14 protein-coding genes and 1 pseudogene are annotated in these 19,136 nt (G+C 27.1%); all 15 read left to right on the top strand.

The window, feature by feature from the left end; all coding sequences use genetic code 11:
• The first annotated feature begins 7 nt into the window (after positions 1-7).
• Positions 8-1,345, top strand: a complete 1,338-nt coding sequence (locus tag Q3223_RS01805; RefSeq protein WP_321970105.1) for a DnaB-like helicase C-terminal domain-containing protein — start codon at positions 8-10, stop codon at positions 1,343-1,345.
• Between the two features lie 249 nt (positions 1,346-1,594).
• Positions 1,595-1,867: a DUF6809 family protein gene (locus Q3223_RS01800; protein WP_009891535.1), complete on the top strand. Its 273-nt coding sequence runs from the start codon at positions 1,595-1,597 to the stop codon at positions 1,865-1,867.
• Positions 1,868-2,139: 272 nt separating this feature from the next.
• Entirely contained in the window at positions 2,140-3,123 is a 984-nt protein-coding gene (locus Q3223_RS01795; protein WP_407811516.1) for a restriction endonuclease, read from the top strand.
• A gap of 668 nt (positions 3,124-3,791) precedes the next feature.
• Positions 3,792-5,444, top strand: a complete 1,653-nt coding sequence (locus tag Q3223_RS01790; protein ID WP_102833908.1) for a hypothetical protein — start codon at positions 3,792-3,794, stop codon at positions 5,442-5,444.
• 1,483 nt (positions 5,445-6,927) lie between these two features.
• Positions 6,928-9,027: a site-specific DNA-methyltransferase gene (locus Q3223_RS01785; protein ID WP_407811515.1), complete on the top strand. Its 2,100-nt coding sequence runs from the start codon at positions 6,928-6,930 to the stop codon at positions 9,025-9,027.
• A 2-nt stretch (positions 9,028-9,029) separates the two neighbouring features.
• On the top strand, positions 9,030-11,843 hold the full coding sequence (locus Q3223_RS01780) for a DEAD/DEAH box helicase (protein ID WP_407811514.1): 2,814 nt from the start codon (positions 9,030-9,032) through the stop codon (positions 11,841-11,843).
• Between the two features lie 539 nt (positions 11,844-12,382).
• Positions 12,383-12,718 (top strand): hypothetical protein, encoded by a 336-nt coding sequence (locus Q3223_RS01775; RefSeq protein WP_407811513.1) that lies wholly within the window; start codon positions 12,383-12,385, stop codon positions 12,716-12,718.
• Between the two features lie 242 nt (positions 12,719-12,960).
• A pseudogene (locus Q3223_RS01770) lies at positions 12,961-13,425 on the top strand (RadC family protein).
• 243 nt (positions 13,426-13,668) lie between these two features.
• Complete coding sequence (locus tag Q3223_RS01765; protein ID WP_407811512.1) at positions 13,669-14,145, top strand: hypothetical protein; 477 nt, start codon at positions 13,669-13,671, stop codon at positions 14,143-14,145.
• A 172-nt stretch (positions 14,146-14,317) separates the two neighbouring features.
• Entirely contained in the window at positions 14,318-15,280 is a 963-nt protein-coding gene (locus tag Q3223_RS01760) for a helix-turn-helix transcriptional regulator (protein ID WP_407811511.1), read from the top strand.
• 77 nt (positions 15,281-15,357) lie between these two features.
• On the top strand, positions 15,358-15,987 hold the full coding sequence (locus Q3223_RS01755; RefSeq protein WP_407811510.1) for a type 1 glutamine amidotransferase family protein: 630 nt from the start codon (positions 15,358-15,360) through the stop codon (positions 15,985-15,987).
• Positions 15,988-16,481: 494 nt separating this feature from the next.
• Complete coding sequence (locus Q3223_RS01750) at positions 16,482-16,895, top strand: hypothetical protein (RefSeq protein ID WP_054277576.1); 414 nt, start codon at positions 16,482-16,484, stop codon at positions 16,893-16,895.
• A 60-nt stretch (positions 16,896-16,955) separates the two neighbouring features.
• Positions 16,956-17,372 (top strand): hypothetical protein, encoded by a 417-nt coding sequence (locus tag Q3223_RS01745; RefSeq protein ID WP_054277575.1) that lies wholly within the window; start codon positions 16,956-16,958, stop codon positions 17,370-17,372.
• Positions 17,373-17,585, top strand: a complete 213-nt coding sequence (locus Q3223_RS01740) for a helix-turn-helix transcriptional regulator (RefSeq protein WP_176702544.1) — start codon at positions 17,373-17,375, stop codon at positions 17,583-17,585.
• A gap of 468 nt (positions 17,586-18,053) precedes the next feature.
• Complete coding sequence (locus Q3223_RS01735; RefSeq protein ID WP_407811509.1) at positions 18,054-19,097, top strand: extracellular solute-binding protein; 1,044 nt, start codon at positions 18,054-18,056, stop codon at positions 19,095-19,097.
• The last annotated feature ends 39 nt before the right edge of the window (positions 19,098-19,136 follow it).

Below are 19,136 nucleotides of genomic sequence, written 5' to 3'. Positions count from 1 at the left end.
AGGTTATATTATAAATAATTCAAACAACTTAATTAAAAATACAGAAGCAGAGCAATCAATATTAGGAAGTATTTTATTAGACTCAACAATAGTAGAAGAGTTAGAGCAAATGTTAAATGAAGACATGTTTTATCATGAGGAACATAAATACATATTTAAGGCTATAAAAGAAATAAATAAGAGAAATGAAGTAATAGATATAATAACTCTTACAGATGAATTAAAGAGAAAAGGTCATTTGAATAATATTGGAGGTATAAGCTATATTACCAGTTTGTCAACAATAGTCCCAACAGTATCAAATTTCACGAGTTATGTCAGTATAGTTATTGAAAAATATAAAAATAGAAATATAATTGATAAATTCAATAAGTTCAATCTTGGAGAAATAGATGATAATACTCTTATATATCAGTTAGAAAATGATATAAATAAAGCCAATCAGAAATTAATAAAAAAGGATTCAAGTATAACAGCCATATCAGAGAGAGCCTTTGAATATATAAATGATGAAATGAATGAAGGTATTAAGACTGGAATAAAGTTCTTAGATGATACTATAGGAGGTTTATATGGAGGTGAACTAACTACAATAGCAGCCAAAAGTGGAAGGGGGAAAACAGCATTAGCTTTACAAATACTTAGAAATGTAATATTTCAAGGAAAGAAAGTACTTTTTATAAGTGGAGAAATGAGTGATATACAGATTCTGTTTAGAAATATAGCCTCACTAACTGGAATATCAGTTGTAAAAATGAAAAATAGAAATCTAAATGATGATGAAATAGTCAAATATATACAAGCTTTAAGCATAATAAATCAAGAAAATAACCTTTATATAAATGACTCTGTAAATACAGTATCAGGGATAAAGAGAGAAATAAAGAATATTAAGCCTAGTTTAGTAATAATTGATTATTTGCAAATTTTGGATTATGAAGGTAAAGAAGTAGGAGAAGCTAAATTTGCTGACTTATCAAGGCAAATAAAAAAGATTACTTTAGATTTTAATATACCAGTTATTCAGCTTGCTCAATTAAATGATGAATTGAAAGATGAAAGACCTAAAGGGGATAGAGTAATGAGAAGCTCAAAGCAGATATATATGGATTCTAATTCAGTTATATATATTCATAGACCTACAGAAAAAGAAGCTCTTAATTATTGTAAGACAATGGGAATTGAGGATATAAGAGAGCTGAGACGAAGAGAAAAAGGTTTTGGTGCTAATTTAAGTGAGATTATTGTTGCTAAAAATAGAGATGGTGAGTCAGGATTTAGGCCATATTGGTATATAGGAAATTTGTTTTCTTTTGAAGAATGTAAGAAGATACAAGAGATATAAAAAAGAAGTATGATTTATTAAGTAATAGATAAATTATGTTTCAAGAAGTATTGAATGGTAAATATATAAAACTTAATTAGATGTAATAGAGATTTAAAATATATTGAGTTTAGATTTAAATGCTTATTAGAAAAAGGTAGTTGCCATATAAATATAACAACTACCTTTATAAATTAGGTACTTAATGTACACTAACCTAGCAACTTAAGTATATATTAAGTACCTGATGAAAGTCAAGGAGGTACTAAAATGTATGATGAAATTATAGAAATATATTTTGATTATTGGATAAATGAACATATGTATAGAAGTATTTTAGAAAAAGATGAGTATTATATTGAATGTTGGAAAGAGGTTAAAAAAATTAATGAGTTATTGGAAATAAATTTGGAAGATGATAAGAAATATCTGTTGGTTGAATTAAATGATTTGTTTAATTCATTAATAGAATTTGAAAGAGAACTTAGTTATAAATTAGGATTTAAAACAGGAGCAAAATTTATAATAGAGTTGTTGAAGTAATTAATTTGTGTATCTCAATAGAATAATTAAATAGTAAATCGAGATTATTAATAAGTTGTACTAGAATATTTTAAGTGAAGTATATATTAATTATATTGTTTAAAATAAATATATTTAATAAAGAGGGGATAAGTATGCCCTCTTTTATTTTTATGCAATCAATGACATTGTAGGATTTACGTATTTTGATAAATAGCACAATATATTTTAATAATAAATATATGATACAATAATTTTATTAAAATCTAAAATAATCAATTGAGGAGGAGAATATGATAATACCTAAGTTAGAGCCTAATGATAGAAAAAGAGAGTTTAATAAATACTCATCAGAGCAAATAAACAAAGTAGTTTATAATTATTTATTTAAAAATAATATGAGTAATAGAAAGATAGATGATGAGATACTAGATTTATCATCAAAACAAAGTAAAGGTTATCAATCAATGGGTATAGTACATCATTTAGGAATAAATAAAAATCATAAAGGTATTTTTACAGGATACACAATAGATAAAGCAATTGAAGTTCTTAAGGAAGATGAGATACATTTCAAGCAGATTATTAATATACTTTTAGAAATTAGAAATATAAATGAGTATCCTATAATAGTTGACTCTTGGGAGTTATTAGATGAGAAAATAGCTTTAAAAACAATTGATAAATCTACATTAAAACATAATGGGACAGGAGTTCCAATAGAAATAAGACATTTTTTTGAGATAAATAATTTAGGAAAGAATGAAAAGAAAAATGTGAATTTTAAATATAATGATAATTATTATAGTGCAGTTATAGAGATGGATAAATTAGAGAATCCAAGAAGTAGAATAATTTGGAAATCTAAGTTTAGAGATTTACTAAGAACTAGATTTCCTAAGTATTATGAGAAATTCTTAGAAGGTAAAATAGAAGAAAATACAAATTTACCTAAAATAAGATTTGTAAAATTTGATAGTAATAATTTTGATATAGAATTTATTTTTACTACTGAAATAGAAGATGATGTATTAGAGGAAATAAGTCAAGATAATACTTTAGATGCTGATACTATTAATGCAGAATTAGAAACTGAAATCAGAAAAGAAGGGAAAGTTAAATATGTTTATGGGAAACAATATGAGCGTAACCCTAAGAATAGAATAGAAGCAATAAAATATCATGGAACAAAGTGTATTGTATGTGGGTTTGATTTCGAAAAAACATATGGAAACAGAGGTAAGGGATACATAGAAATTCATCATATCAGACCATAAGTTCTGTTGGCAAAGAAAGTAATATAAATCCTAAAACAGATTTAGTGCCAATATGTTCAAATTGTCATAGAATGGTTCATAGGAAAAAAGATAGTGTTTTAAGTATAGATGAGTTGAAGAAAATTATAAAAAATAGTAAATAATATTTAATTAATTTATTAATACAGTGAAATGGTATATAATTTATCTCGAAGTTTAAGTTAAGTGATAATAGATATTGATATGAAAAAGCGTACCTTTGATGATAATATATTTAAAATGTATTTTTTTATAATCAAATATACAATTAAAAATATAAAATAATCTTAATATATTATAATAAAATGAAGGAATACACTTATTTAAGTAGGAAAAGAGTTTATATTATTTGTTTTTATAACTAAGCAATTATTTATTTTGAATATTATTAATGAAAGAATATAAAATATGCTATAAATAAGTAATAAAATTAGAATTATATATTGAATTAACTTAATTAAGCCTAGTTTTATGTATAAAGATATAATATCATAATTAATATAAATAAAAAATTATTGTTTAATTATATAGATAAGAGAGTAAGATTTATTGTGAACAGTAAAAGAACAATAAAATATTATATAATTTAAGTATAGTAATAAAATTATATTTAAAGACAAAATTTAAGGTATTAAAGGATGGAATAAATTATGAATGAAAAAATATATAAAATTGAAGATGATATAGATAAGTGGCTTATTGATGAGTTAGATAAGTCAATACCAAGAAATAAATACATTTATCATTGTAATTTAGCTTTTATAGATATTATAGTAGATCAAAAAGTATTATTTACACCATTTGAAAAACATTATTTATTTTCTTTAACATATAATACTAATATTGCTCATAGAAAGTTACAAGAAGAGGAAGACTTTGATTATATGTTTGATGAAAAATTGTATATTTTATCATTTAATAGGATAATACTAGGATTTTATTACTCAATACTATGTGATATTTTTCCGTTATTACATTCTAAAAAAGGCATTATGGAGATTAAAGATAGAAATATATCTTTCAAATTAAATAATATACCCAAAAAGAATTTTAAATATATTAATGATTATAGCATAAGAAAAACATTAAGCTATACATTACAGATAGCTAATAAAAAACTTGAAAATTGTGATGATGAAGAAATAGCAATAAAGCTTTCTGAACTGTATATGAATTTTTGGAGTGAAAATATGGTTTATGAAGATTATGAACCATATTCTAGACTAGATTGGTCTGGAATAGGATTTTTTTTTATAGTTGCTTCTATGCGTAGATTTAATAAGCTTTATAAAGAAGATTTTGATATTGTATCTGTGGGATCACATAAAATGATGATTATATTGTCACCAAATGGAGTGAAAAAATTAAGGGAATATGTCCCTGCAACTAATGAGGAACTTTATAAACTAGCATTAGAAGATAACATTTATAAGCCGATTGAAGATGGTTATTTTCCTAAATTAAACATTTCAGAGGCACCACTAAATATGACTAAAGATGGATATATATTTGTAAATCCATTAGTCATGTTATTTAATGATTCTATGGAAACAAGATTTCTAAACTATCTAAGAAAATGTGATAATAAAAGATATTTAAGGATAAAAGATAAAATAAAGGAGCGTGTTATTCCTCTAATAATTGAAATGATAAAATATAAACTTCCTAATGTGAAATATATTACTAATTTTCATGTAAGAATTCCATTACAAAGGAAAAATGAAAGAGAGTGTGACTTACTTTTAATTGATAGAGATGGATTTGTATTATATCTTGAAATTAAGCATTTTTATAATCCTCAATCTTTTTGCGAGACTAAAAAAGTTGATGGTGAATTGAAAAAGGCATTAGATAAAATGCCAGAACAATTAAGTGCAATTAAAACAAATTGGGAAAATATTAAAAAATCATATGAGATTAGTGTTGATTTAATGGAAATACAAGGAGTAATAGTTTCACATTATTATTTAGGCTATGATTTGGATATAGATGAGAATACACCTATTGTTAATGCTTCTAATTTGTATGAAAGTATAGCAGAATCAAATAATCTTAAAGAAGTATTTTTAGGTTGTAAGGAAATTGATGATATATATCCTAAAATAGAATTTGTTGAAAGAGAATTAAATTTTGATTTTGCAAAATATAATTTTACTGTTGGAATAGAATGTTTGCACCCAAGATGGGAAATATTATTAAATAAATCATATAAAGATCAGATATGTAAAAAAGTAATGTATGATGAACCAAAGGAATTTAAAAATCTTGCAGATTTAGCAAAAGCATATTTAGTAAAATCTTAATTAAGATTAGATGTAATTAATTACATTAATAAGAAGTAAAGATAATATATTATAAATAATGTTACTTGTCTTTATATTAAGAAATGTTATATAAAATGTTGTAATTAAATTACATAAATAGAATATTAAAAATTATATGAAATATATATAAGGTTATAATTTAATTCATAAGCATTATGCTATTTTACATAGAAAAGTAATCTTATAAGATACTAAAGATTAATGTATGCATAAGAATATATGATTTAAAAAAACAGATAGCAAAGAGAATAACTATATAGAATAAATAGGTAACACTGTACATGATAGACTTTACTTTTATGGTTAACAATCAATATAAGGAAAAGTAGATTAATTAGTGTGATTCAAGGCAGAGCAATTTTTTATGTTAATAATCAATATAAGTATTAAAATTGCTAATATTTTGTGCGTTTGAATTAGAATAAGTTAGCTGAAAATAAATCATATATCTTAGAAGAGATAATTTAATATCATATGTAAACTTCATTAAAATGTATATAAATAATTAGCTATTTTTCTTGAAAAAGCGTGATTATAAGCTTAAACTATGATATAAAAGGAATAAGATTTTCATAAAGTTGAAAGAACATACCCCAATAATACCCCAATTACAAAAATAAATACTAAAAAATATTCAAAAAAATCAGTCTAATATCATAACTAAACAGCTATATACCTATATTTACAAAAACCAACAAAACAATCAAATAACCACTTATAGACTCCCCTCGTCTCCACCATTAAAATCCACGAAAAAGATATTGATTGAAAAATCAATATCTTTTTATTATATGAGGTAATAAAATGAAGATATTTGAATTAAGCAAGATTACTTTTAATACAAAATAATATATAATATATTTAGTAAAATAACTAGATATTATTTGTGTATATAAAAAAATTATATAAAATAATATTTAAGAAATAAAATTTTCTGTTATACAAGGAATATGATAATTAATCTGATAAAATTGTACAGTTTGTTTATAATCTTATTTATATGTTGTATAAAAACTTATATCTTAAAATTTACTATGGTAGTCAAGGTAGATTTTATTATTGACGCTATATCTATTAATGATATAATGAAAACATAAATTTTGAAAGTAAATGAATACGATTTTGAAGTAGACTGAAAAGAAGAACAGAATATGGCAAAATATAGATTCAAAGTACATAAGATTAAATGTACGGTAGATGAATAAATGGAGACTTGAATAGACAAAAGATTGTAGTGAAAATTATTATTACTGAATGAGTATATGTACCTATAGATAAAACTGTAGAACTGATGACGCCTGTTCAGATATATATCATAAAGGATATGAAAAAAAGATTAAAAACTTATTGTGTATTTAATTATGTTAGAATGAAAAGTATGTTGAGAAATATACTAGATGAGTTTTTGAAATCTAAAGGGATTTAATTAATTCATGATATAATTTTAAGGAGGAATTAAAATATGGCTAATATTCATGCTGTGATTGAAGAAGTTGCAAAATTAAATCCTGCATTAGCAAGGGAGATTCAGAAATATGTGAAGACGCATTCTTATGGTCTTGTATATGAGAATAACTTACCAGATGCAGTAAGATTATATAAAAAATTGCCTGGAGTTGGTGATAATGTTAATATTTTATCCAAACGCGGACATGAAGAAACAGATGTAAACAAAGTGGTATGGACTGTTAAAGAAATTAAAGATGGAGTTGCAATTATTCAGAATAGTGACGAATTTTGTGAAGTACTAGTGGAAGATATTGTTCCAATTGTTGGATATAGAGATGTTATTTATCCAGGTTTAAAAGAGGTTGACCGTGTAGAGAATGGTAAACCTGAAGATCCATATCATATGGTAATTAATTCTGAGAACTATCATGCATTGGAAGCTTTGACTTATGCATATGCTGGTAAAGTTGATTGCATATATATTGACCCACCATATAATTCAGGTGCTACTGATTGGAAATATAATAATGATTATGTTGATGAAAATGATAAATATAGACACAGCAAATGGTTAACATTTATGGAAAGACGTTTAAAATTAGCAGCTCAATTATTAAATCCTAATAATTCCGTTCTAATTGTTACAATAGATGAAAAGGAGTATGCTAGATTAGGATTATTGTTGGAGCAAATTTTTCCAGAAGCTAAAATTCAGATGATAAGTAGTATTATCAGTAGAAAAGGTACTGCTCGTGCGGATGAATTTTCTCGAACAAATGAATTTATTTATTGTGTCCGTTTTGGAAATTGTTCGATTGAGAAATTAAATGATGTTAAATCTGTTTCAAAAGATTCTGAAGTGCATTGGCAACCATTACGTAGGAGCGATTTAGCATCTAAACGAGGTACAAAAAAAGGTGGAACTGCACAATTTTATCCTATTTATATTGATTCTAAAGAAGGGAAGATTGTTCATATAGGAGAGCCATTAATGCCAAGTGATAGTTTAGATTCAATTCCAATGATTGAAGGTACAATTCCTGTTTTTCCAATTCGTGATAATGGTATAGAAATGAACTGGGGGCTAACTGGGGATGGATTAAAAGCTCGTTTAGAGAAGGGATTTGTCAGAGTTGGTAAGTATTTTAAAGACAAACCTCAAAAATATGTAATATCATATTTGACAACAGGAACCATTGAGGATATTGAAAAAGGAGAAGCAACTGTTACGGGTTATGCAAAAGATGGTAGCGTAAAAGCTTTTTATTCTACTGGAAAGAAATCATTGCCAACAACTCAGTGGGATAATATTGCATATGATGCAAAGATATATGGAACAAATGTTAATTCGTGTTTTATGCCAGATAGAATATTTCCATTTCCTAAGTCAATATATGCTGTAGAGGATGTTATTCGTTTATTTGTTACAAATAAACCAGATGCACTTATTGTAGATTTTTTTGCGGGTTCAGGTACTACAGCAAATGCAGTAATGCTTCTAAATCATCTTGATGGAGGAAATAGACGTTCAATTTCTATTACAAATAATGAAATTGGTGCAGATGAAGAAAGAACATTTATACAAAAAGGTTTACAACCTTATGATGCTGAGTGGATGGAATATGGAATTGCGAATTATTTCACGTGGCCTCGTATTAAGTCAGCAATTACAGGTATCAATACTCTTAATGAACCAGTTAAAGGTGACTATAAATTTACGGAAGAATTTCCTATGTCTGATGGATTTAAAGAGAATGCCATATTTTGTGAGTTAACATACGAGTCAGCATGGCCTATTCGACTGGATAATGCATTTGATGCAATTGCTCCTATTCTTTGGATGCAAGCAGGTTGTCGTGGACCAATTATTAGAAAAATAGGAAAGAGTTATTTAACAACAGATTATTATGGTGTATTGTTTGATTACAATCAAGCGTCAAAATTTTGTGAGAAGATTAAAAATACACCATCAATTAAGACAGTATTTGTTGTAACAGATGATCAAAGAAGGTATTCTAATATGTGTAAAAGGCTGCCAGGAGTAGAAGTACATAGATTGTATGAAACATACCTTAGAACATTTGAAATTTATGGAGAAGGGGGTATTGACTAAATATGAAATATGAGTTATTTGATTTTCAAAAAACTGCAGTAAATACTCTTTTAAAGAGATTAGAATCAATGCAGAGAAGCTATGAATCAGATGGTTCATTATCTGCAGTTCCGTTAATTGCACCTACAGGTTCTGGTAAAACAGTTATTGCTGCAGCTGTGGCAGAGGCATTGTTTTATGGAAATGATATCTATGGTGGAGATAGTAGTGCGACTATTTTATGGTTGTCTGACAGTCCGTCCTTGAATGAGCAGACATTAAAGAAGTTTGCTGACGCGACAGATTTACTGTCAGATGCAAAAACTATGGAAGTTATTGGTCCAGATTTTGCAAAGAATCATCTGAAATTACAGCAGGGACATATCTATTTTTTAAATAGACAGCTTCTTGGTGAAGGAAAAAAGTTATCAAATCCATCAGAAGTTGGGCGTACTTTTTATGATGTTCTTACAAATACAATTGAAGACGATAATATTCGTTTTTATTTATTTATTGATGAAGCACATAGGGGTCTTGGTAGTAAAGGTGATAGCAAGGCTACATCTGAAAATACTAGTAAGACTATTTATGCTAAATTGATTGATGGTCAGGAAGGAAATAATCCACCTGTACCTGTAGTGATTGGTATTTCTGCTACTCCTGAAAATTTCAACAAAGCAATGAATGGTAGAAAAGAACGTGATATTAAAGCTGAAGTGAAAGTTCCAGTATCACAGGTAAGAACTTCTGGGTTGGTTAAAGATTCTATTGAGTTAAGAACACCCCAAAAAGCAGTTGATACAAAACATCAGGATTTGAAATATGCTTGCGAGAAGTTAGCTGAATCATCAAGTCTTTGGAAAAAGTATTGTGAAGAGAATCATATATATCCAATTATTGTGCCACTTATGGTTGTACAGGTTGAAGACAAGGTTAGTAAAGAAACATTGGCTGCATTATGTAGCCAGATTTGCAAAACTTTACCTTGGCTTGATAGTTCAACATGCTTTGCTAATGTATTTGGTGGACATGAAGATATTATAACCAATGTAGGGAAAATTCCTTATGTAAAACCTGAGGATGTTGCAGAACATAATGAAATTAAAGTTCTATTCGCTAAGGATGCAGTTTCAACTGGTTGGGATTGTCCACGTGCTGAAGTAATTTATTCTAGACGTAAACGTAGTGATCCAACATATATTGCTCAATTAATTGGTCGTATGGTTCGTACACCGTTGGCTCGGAGAATTCGTGATATAGAGGAGTTAAATACTGTTTCTTGCTACCTCCCACAGTATGATGCATCAACAGTTGAAAGTGTTGTTAAAAAGTTGAAAGAAGATAATATAGACCAGACTTCTAATATCACAGTTAACTCTGTTGATGTTGCATTTTTTGGTAAAACAAAGAAGATGTTAGAGGAAAAATTGGAGAATAAACAGAAAAAAGAAAGTGGACAGAATGATATATCTTTATGCAATGAGGATACAATTGTGCAACATGTATCTAATGCAACGGAAATTTCAAATATAGTTAGTTCTGGTATGTTAGATATATCTAATTTAGAGGATGAATTTTATGTAAATATGGATGATGATTTTTCAGTTAATTCAGATGAGGCTCAAGAATTTATGCAGCAGAAACTTAATGAGATACTTGAACGTATTCCTAAGGTCGATAGCGAAGCTATACGTACATGTTTTGAGAGTATTATTACAAGGCAAGTACGTCATGATAAGCCAAATCATTTTTTAGATTTGTGGGATTGTGTTGATATAATTGAAGCAGATCTTAATCCAAATGGAAATCTTGATGCTGATATTCAGGAAGATTTCTATCATAATATTGAGGCTGAAATTAAGAGGAATCCAGCACAATACAAGCGTTCACTTGGTGAAATTCGTAGTACACAGATGTCTATTAAAAGAGTTGACCCATTAACTGGTGAAGAATTTGAAGATCGCATTGAATTGGCTGAAAATGATGCAGATAGATTATTCGCTTACTATAAGAATACAGTGAGAGTTTTCTCAGGTGCATCTGATAAAATTAAATACTGCATTAATAAAAGAATGAAAGATGAACTTGATACAGAAGAAGATGCTATTCGTATGATGTGCGCAGTTGGATATTGTATTGAAATTGTTCAGGCTATGGAAGTTTGGGCTGAAAGCAAAACAGAAGAACTACTTGACATATATGGACCATTTAGAGCTTCTGTATCTGAAGAGAATAGAGGAAAATGGGATAGAATTGAAGGTAATACAAAACCTTATGTTGAAGATTATTTGAACATAAAATCTACTAATACACATCAGAATAAAGATTATGATAGATATGAAAAACATATCATCAGTGATGATGATGGATGGTCATATCATAAGTTAAATGAATTAGAGCAGAAAGTTCTCAGAACAGAAATGAGTCATGCATTGAATGTTGCTTGGTATAGAAATCAACCAAAGAATCTTCGCGCATCACTATCTATTCCAAAATGGATGAATAGCGAAGGAAAGCAGCTCGATAACTGTTATCCTGATTTTATATTTTTTCAGAATGTAGGCGGAAAAATTATTCCTTCAATTGTTGATCCACATGGAGGCTGGTTGGGTGATAGTGTTGGTCGATTGAAAGGATATGTTTCATATCTGAAAGATCATCCAACAATGTTTGCAAGAGTACTTGCTGTTACAGATGAAAAAAATGGTGAGATTCGTTATCTAGACTTAATGAAATCAGAGGTACAAGAGGCAATTGATAAGTTTACTGGTAGTCATGCAAAAGAATTGTTTAATGGAACATTAAGTAAACAGTATAAGATTGTAGATGAGGATTAATTTAGTGAGGCTGTAGCGTAACTAATTTTAAAATTGGGGGCGTATGCAGCCATCTTTTTTAATTAAAAAAGATGAATAATTAAATACTTAAATGTGCTTAAAACGGTCGGTAAACAGAATAAATATCTGCAAGATTTAAACTGCAGGATAAATTTAATATCTTATTAGTATATAAGTAATATATTAATTATACCATATAGATTTGAAGAATTAAAAAATTATGAAAATACATTAATAGACCTAATTATAGTGTTAACAAATAACATATTTGAAAATAGGAACAAAATAGATTATATAAGAAATCAAATTTTGATGTAGATAAAATAGATAATATGTTAGAAGCTATAAAGAAAGATATTTTACAAATAGATGGTAGGCTAGAAAGTCGTATCAAATTGTTTTACAACTATATATTATATATTTGATCTATATTAAATAGATAGCCTACTATAATAGGAATATAAAAGCTAAAAAAGAGATGTTGATAAAAATATTAACATCTCTTTTTTAGTATAAAAAATTAAAAGGAGGAAGTTAATATGATTAACTTATGTAAGAAAGAAGATTTAAACTTATTATCAGAATATCCTAAAGAAATTGTTGATAGTGTAGATAACATTATCACGATATTGAATGGATCTTACGAAAAGGATAGAAAATTAACAGATTATGGTGGATATGTATGTGTAATTGAGGAGATTGAAGAAGTAGAGTCTCTAAAAGTAAACATACTAAAGGGATTAATTGAAGAGTTTAGTGATGTTATACATGAAGATGGTATTGATAAGTATAGTTCAACATTATACTTATTATCTATTGATTATTCTATTACCATAATTACTAAGAATAAAGCAACTGATGAATTACTAAAATAAGCATTTATACTAGCAAAGTATAGATGCTTATTTTTATTTAGCATTAAGAAATATATTAACTATTGATAATTTAAAGGAGATTAGAATATGTGGACATTAATAATAGCATTTGTTTTAAGTCTTATAGCAGAGGGGATAGATCCAAGCGAAGCAGTAAGTAAAGCTTGTTCAAAGTATGGAGTTTCATCAAGTGATATATAGGGTAGATTATAATAAATAAAGGTATGGATATATAAGGAGAGATAAAAAAGGAGGAGGAAGTATCAGCAAAGAGAGTAAATATTATATCTCTTAAAATAGTTAAAGAAAGTTCAGTACTATATGAAACTAGAAAAATAAGTAATCCTTATGATGCATATAGATTAGCAAAAAACTTTCTAATAGATGGTGATAGAGAAAAGTTTATAGTGGCTTGTTTAGATACAAAGAATCGACCTGTAAGTATAGAAGTAGTAAGTGTTGGCACTGTAAATTCAGCCATAGTACATCCAAGAGAAGTATTTAAGACAGCAGTTCTTACTAATGCATCAAAAATATTATGCTTTCATAATCATCCATCTGGGAGTATTAATATTAGTAAATAAGATGAATCAATAACTGAGAGATTAAGAAAATCAGGTGAAATATTAGGAATTGAATTAGTAGACCATATTATAGTAGGTGATAATGATACATGCTTTAGTTTTAAAGAAAATAATAAGATATAGGAAGTCTTAGCTTAGAGATAGAAGCTAAGATTTTTTCTATGTACCTATGTAATTAACTAGGGCTAACAGATCTAATAAAATAAAGACCTAGAAGCCCTGATAAAAAATATAAGAGTAGTGGAGGATAGCATGATAAAAATAAAATCAGAGATTTTGAATAAATTGTTTTTCAAAGAACTTCAACAACTAATAAGAAAATACAATGAAATAGAAAGTAGTACATAAGAAGTAATAGAATCAATAATGAATCATCTAGATGATGAAGAATTAGGAGAATACTTATTAAATAATCCTAGTAAGTTAGATGAAGTAGTAAGTACAATGAAAATTAGAGATATAGATATGGATGTTATTCTATTTTTCATTTGGTACAACTCAGAGATAAAAGATATGAGTATAGAAAATGCGATTATTAATTATGAAATATTAGATATAAATGGATACATAGAAATAGAAGAATACTTAATATACAAAAGTGATAAATACTTAAAAAAATATTCTAAAGAAGCTTTAGAAACAATGCTAGATGATGAACATATCATAGATAGATTGTTTGACAAGGAGATGATAATAGACTTTTGGTTAAATAAAACTGATAAGCATGAGGTAATGAATGAGATACTTGAGAATGATGATTTAGAAGAAGTGTTAGATATTAATCCAGAGTACGCATTTAAAATTAGCAATGAAATAGAATATAAGTATACAAATAGTAAATAAAATATGTTTAATAAAGAAAATAGATATATAACTAACCACTTATAGACTCCTTCTCGTCTCCACTATTGAAATCCACAAAAGATATTAGCAAATTGCTAATATCTTTTTTTGAAAATTAATCTAATAACCTATATAATTAACTTATAAAACACACATGAAGAGGTAAAACTATATGGCTAAAATTGATAATATGATGTCCATATTATGGATGCTAAACTCAGATAAAAAAATAACCGCAAAACAAATATCTGAAAAACTAGAAATAAACATAAGAACTGTTTACAGACACATTGATGCATTATCTGCTAGTGGAATACCTATAATTTCAGATACAGGTCATAATGGTGGATATACACTTTTGAATAATTTCATCAAAGCACCTCTTTTTTTCGATACAGAAGAGCAAACTGCACTACTTCATGCAGCTATATTTGCTAAAGAAGAAGGGTGTTTCTTAGATGAAACACTAGATAAAGCAACGTCAAAGTTAAAAATGTATTCAAATCAAAAACAAGAAGAAATTTTAACAAAACATTTAATAGGTTTTGAAGTAATAAAACCCACTGGAAAAATATCCATAGAATCTGTACTTAAAAAGTTGAAAAATAGTATAGCAAATGAATCATCTGTAGAAATTAACTATCGTACAGCTCATGAAGAAAAATCAAAATGTAGGATTATAAATCCATATGGAATTGTTCGTTGGAATAATAATTGGTACATAGTAGCATTTTGCCAAATGAGAAATGAGATTCGCAGCTTTAGGTTAGATAGAATTAGTAGTGTTATAGAAACATCAAATACTTTTAATAGACCAAAGGAATTTTCAGCAAGTGAATTCTTTATAAAGGGGATTATGGACGAAACAAAAGATGAAGATAATACTATACAATTAGTTATAGAAGGAAAGATAAATGCATTGGACAACTTATGCCAGCATTGGCTTCTAGGATATTATTTGAAAGAAAGGACTTCAAATAAAGTAATATTTAAACTTCAAGAAGAGATAATATTTACATATGTACCAAATATACTTATACCTTATAGAAAATCTATACAAATAATTGAACCATTAAGTCTTAGGGATAAAATGGTTGAAGATTTATTCGAATTAATTAATCATTATCAAATTTAATAACTTAACTGACAGAGTATGTCAGTTAAGTTATTTTACAATGTAGGTATATTAATTGATAAGATAAGGAGTAAAAGATGAAAAATAGAAAAGTATATATGTATGTATTCGATACTATGTCAGATTGGGAAGTTGGATATTTAACTGCTGAATTAAACACAGGAAGATATTTCAAAAAAGGATTAAAGCCACTAAAAGTAATTACAGTAGGAGTTGATAAAAATCCTATTATAACAATGGGTGGATTAAAAGTTTTACCTGAGATTATAATTGATGAGCTTAATATTGAAAGTAATGATTTATTAATTTTGCCAGGGGGAAATACCTGGATGTCTATGGGTCATGAGAAAATATTAGAAAAATCTAAGGGGGCTTTGGAACAAGGGGCTATAGTTGCAGCTATTTGTGGTGCTACTTTAGGGTTAGCTAAAACAGGTTTACTAGATTTTAGAAATCATACAAGTAATGATTTAGAATTTCTAAAAATGGCGATACCAAGTTATTCTGGAGAAAAATATTATAAAATGGAATCTGCAGTTAGTGATGAAAATTTAATTACTGCTTCAGGAATTGCACCATTAGAATTTACGATACAAGTTTTAAAAGTTTTAGATGTCTTTAAAGAAGAAGCATTAACTTCTTGGCTAAATCTTTATAAGACACATGACTCTAAATATTTTTTCGAATTAATGAATTGTAATAAATAAATTTAAGATTTATTTTTAAATTCAAATTCTAAACCACTTTCTCTATGGCAATAGATAAGTGGTTTTTTATTTTGATTATGAAATCCAAAACCATACTCCAGTCGCCCAAAAAGGTATTTTTGAAGGATATTGAAGTGAATTTAGGTTGTATAACTATACATTTCAATATTTCATATTAATTAGGATAATAGTTATTAAATGATATGATTGAGAGAATAGATACAATAAACTAATTTAGTACTGTACTGCTTACTAAAGAATAAATTTTTATGGTATAAGAATTTTTTAGAGCGTCGGTTATATAGGAGTGAATAAAAAAGTTATTTTATAATATTATTTGTAAGCATTAGATATCTATTATGAAATCTTTTATGGACTATACTTGTAAAAATATTATTAAGTATTTACAATATTTTCTTGCAATTTATTTGGAAAAGTTATATATTTATAACATGAAGTGTTATAAATATATAACTTTTAAGGGGTGATTTTATATGTCTAGATTGAAGCTTGGTGTTAAAGCAAATCTTGTTTCAGAATTTCTGATGCTATCCTATTTCTTTATAGACTTATTATTAGAAAAGTTTATTTTTAAAGGAGAAGGTATTTGGATTACTTTTATAATCTTATTAGTTTTTTGGGTATTTGACTCAATGTATAATAAAAAATATAATGATTTAGTCGATGAGGCATCAAAACTTATGTTATTAAAGGTTGATCAAATTGCATCAAAAATAATGCTGTACTCTATGTTTGTAATAGCTGTTCTCTTTTCAGCTAATCATACAAGAGCTTTGGATGTATCAAATTTGGATATAGGTATAATTCTATTAGCAGTTTTATTTATACAATCGTTATCTAAATTAATTCTGTATATATATTTTGATAAAAGAGGTATATGTAATTAAGTAATTATATTAATGAAAACAAAAACTAAAGAATATATAACTTTTAAGGAGGATTTTTATATGTCTAAATCAGAAACTGGAGTAAAATCAAAGCTTATCTTAGAATTACTTGTAATAACTTATTTTTTTATAGCAGTATTAGCGACTAAGTATATTTTTAAAGGTCCAAGTACGGCTTCTCTTCCAGGGCTGAGCTGGTTAATAGTTTTTGGTTGTTATCTAATTTATAATAAAAAATATAATGATTTAGTTGATGAATCATCTAAATTTATACTATCAAAGGTTAATCAGATTGCAATAACAATAATGATGTATTCTATAGTTATAATTGCTATTTTCTTTGCAACTCCTTATACAAGGAATATAAATATATCAAACCAGGACACTGGCATAATTCTTATTGCAGTATTATTTATACAATCATTATCTAAATTAATTTTGTATGTGTATTTTGATAAAAGGGGGATATGCAACTAAGTGGCAATATTGATGAAGACAAAAATTAAAGAATATAGGGAAAAACTCCTTATGACACAAAATGAACTTGCTAAATCGGTTGGAGTAAGACGTGAGACTATTGTACACTTAGAAAATGGAAAATATAATCCTTCTTTAAAGTTAGCTATGGATATTGCTAAAGTATTCAATACTACAGTGGAAAATTTATTTGAATTTATTGAGGAAGAATAGTGGATAGGTTATAAATATTTATAAGATGGTTAATGAAATATAGCTATTTAATTATTAAGTTTGCTAAAAATATTTGCATGTAACATAATGTGTGATTAAAGTTAGATTATAATTATTTTAAGATAAAAAGAGTATTGTAAATGATAAAAATAATAAGTGATTTAAGAAAATATCTCATATACCATAAAATCATTAGTTCAGATGACCTATTAATAGGTCATTTTTTATGTATATAATGATAATACTAATACTTAAAATATGTCTTGAAGAAATACAATACTAATATTAAAAAAGGATTAATGTGAATACAAAAATTATATGTATAAAAATAAACATGGATATAGAAAAAAACAATAACAAAATAAGTAATTATAGAAAAATACAATTATATGGATTGTTGTCGAATCGTTGACTATAAGAATAATAACATTTAAAATGAACATGGAGAATATGGGGGGAGGAGTCAATATGAAGAGAAAAATAGCAGCTATTTTATTAACTGTAGTGATGTCATTATCACTGGTAGCTTGTAGCAATGATAAGGCAGCAAAAAGTGATAAATTAGAGGATACATTAGTAGTATATACTACTCATGGTGAGGATATGCTAGGAGCGATTTCTGAAGAATTTACAAAGGAAACAGGAGTTAATGTTGAATTTATAAACTTAAAGGGTGAACTAGCAGATCGTGTTAGAAGTGAAAAAGATAATCCACAAGCAGACATAATGTTTGGTGGAGATACGTCTACATATATGCAATTAAAAGAAGAAGGATTGTATGAAAAGACTGAACCAAGTTGGAATAATGAATTGGATAAGTCTTATAAAGATTCAGAAGGATATTGGTATGGAACTATAAAAACACCAGTAATGATGTTTTACAACACAAAATTATTATCAGCTGATAAAGCACCAAAAGATTGGAGCGATTTAACAAAAGAAGAATATAAAGATTTAATAGTTACTAGAGATTCATTATCATCATCTATGCGTTCTACTGTTAGTAACTTAATCAATTACTATTCAACTACTAAGAGTGAAGCTGAAGCTTGGAAGTATCTTGAAGATTTAAATAAAAATATAAAGAACTACTACAATAGCGGAAGTGTTATGTATTCAGCAATAGGTAAAGGTGAGGCTGCGATATCTGTTGCAGTGTTAAGTGATATAATAGATAATAAAGAAAAAAATAATATGCCATTAGAAGTTGTAGATGCAGAGAGTGGTTCTGTAGTAATTACAGACTGTGTAGCAGCTCTAAAAAATGCTCCACATCCAAATGTAGCAGCTAAATTTGTAGATTTTGTTGGAAGTGCTAAGATTCAAGCTATGATTGCAAATGATTTTAACCGTATACCAACATTAGATTCTGCACTTAAAGATTCACCAAAGTGGATGTCGAAAGAATATAAAGCTATGGATGTAGATTGGTCTGTAATTGGAAAAAATCAATCTAACTGGATTGAAAAGTGGGAAACAGATATAATAGATAATAATAAAACTATAAAATAGTCTAGTTAGATAATTTAATATTATATACAAAAATAGTGA

This window comes from Clostridioides sp. GD02367 (genome assembly GCF_045900275.1).
GTDB lineage: Bacteria > Bacillota > Clostridia > Peptostreptococcales > Peptostreptococcaceae > Clostridioides > Clostridioides difficile_A.
This window is presented reverse-complemented; position numbering and strand designations above follow the sequence as displayed.

Coding starts and splice junctions, on each gene's coding strand:
- Q3223_RS01745 (WP_054277575.1), top strand. CDS start 16,956: ATGTCTAAATCAGAAACTGGAGTAAAATCAAAGCTTATCTTAGAATTA.
- Q3223_RS01760 (WP_407811511.1), top strand. CDS start 14,318: ATGGCTAAAATTGATAATATGATGTCCATATTATGGATGCTAAACTCA.
- Q3223_RS01765 (WP_407811512.1), top strand. CDS start 13,669: ATGAATCATCTAGATGATGAAGAATTAGGAGAATACTTATTAAATAAT.
- Q3223_RS01790 (WP_102833908.1), top strand. CDS start 3,792: ATGAATGAAAAAATATATAAAATTGAAGATGATATAGATAAGTGGCTT.
- Q3223_RS01735 (WP_407811509.1), top strand. CDS start 18,054: ATGAAGAGAAAAATAGCAGCTATTTTATTAACTGTAGTGATGTCATTA.
- Q3223_RS01800 (WP_009891535.1), top strand. CDS start 1,595: ATGTATGATGAAATTATAGAAATATATTTTGATTATTGGATAAATGAA.
- Q3223_RS01750 (WP_054277576.1), top strand. CDS start 16,482: ATGTCTAGATTGAAGCTTGGTGTTAAAGCAAATCTTGTTTCAGAATTT.
- Q3223_RS01755 (WP_407811510.1), top strand. CDS start 15,358: ATGAAAAATAGAAAAGTATATATGTATGTATTCGATACTATGTCAGAT.
- Q3223_RS01785 (WP_407811515.1), top strand. CDS start 6,928: ATGGCTAATATTCATGCTGTGATTGAAGAAGTTGCAAAATTAAATCCT.
- Q3223_RS01775 (WP_407811513.1), top strand. CDS start 12,383: ATGATTAACTTATGTAAGAAAGAAGATTTAAACTTATTATCAGAATAT.
- Q3223_RS01780 (WP_407811514.1), top strand. CDS start 9,030: ATGAAATATGAGTTATTTGATTTTCAAAAAACTGCAGTAAATACTCTT.
- Q3223_RS01795 (WP_407811516.1), top strand. CDS start 2,140: ATGATAATACCTAAGTTAGAGCCTAATGATAGAAAAAGAGAGTTTAAT.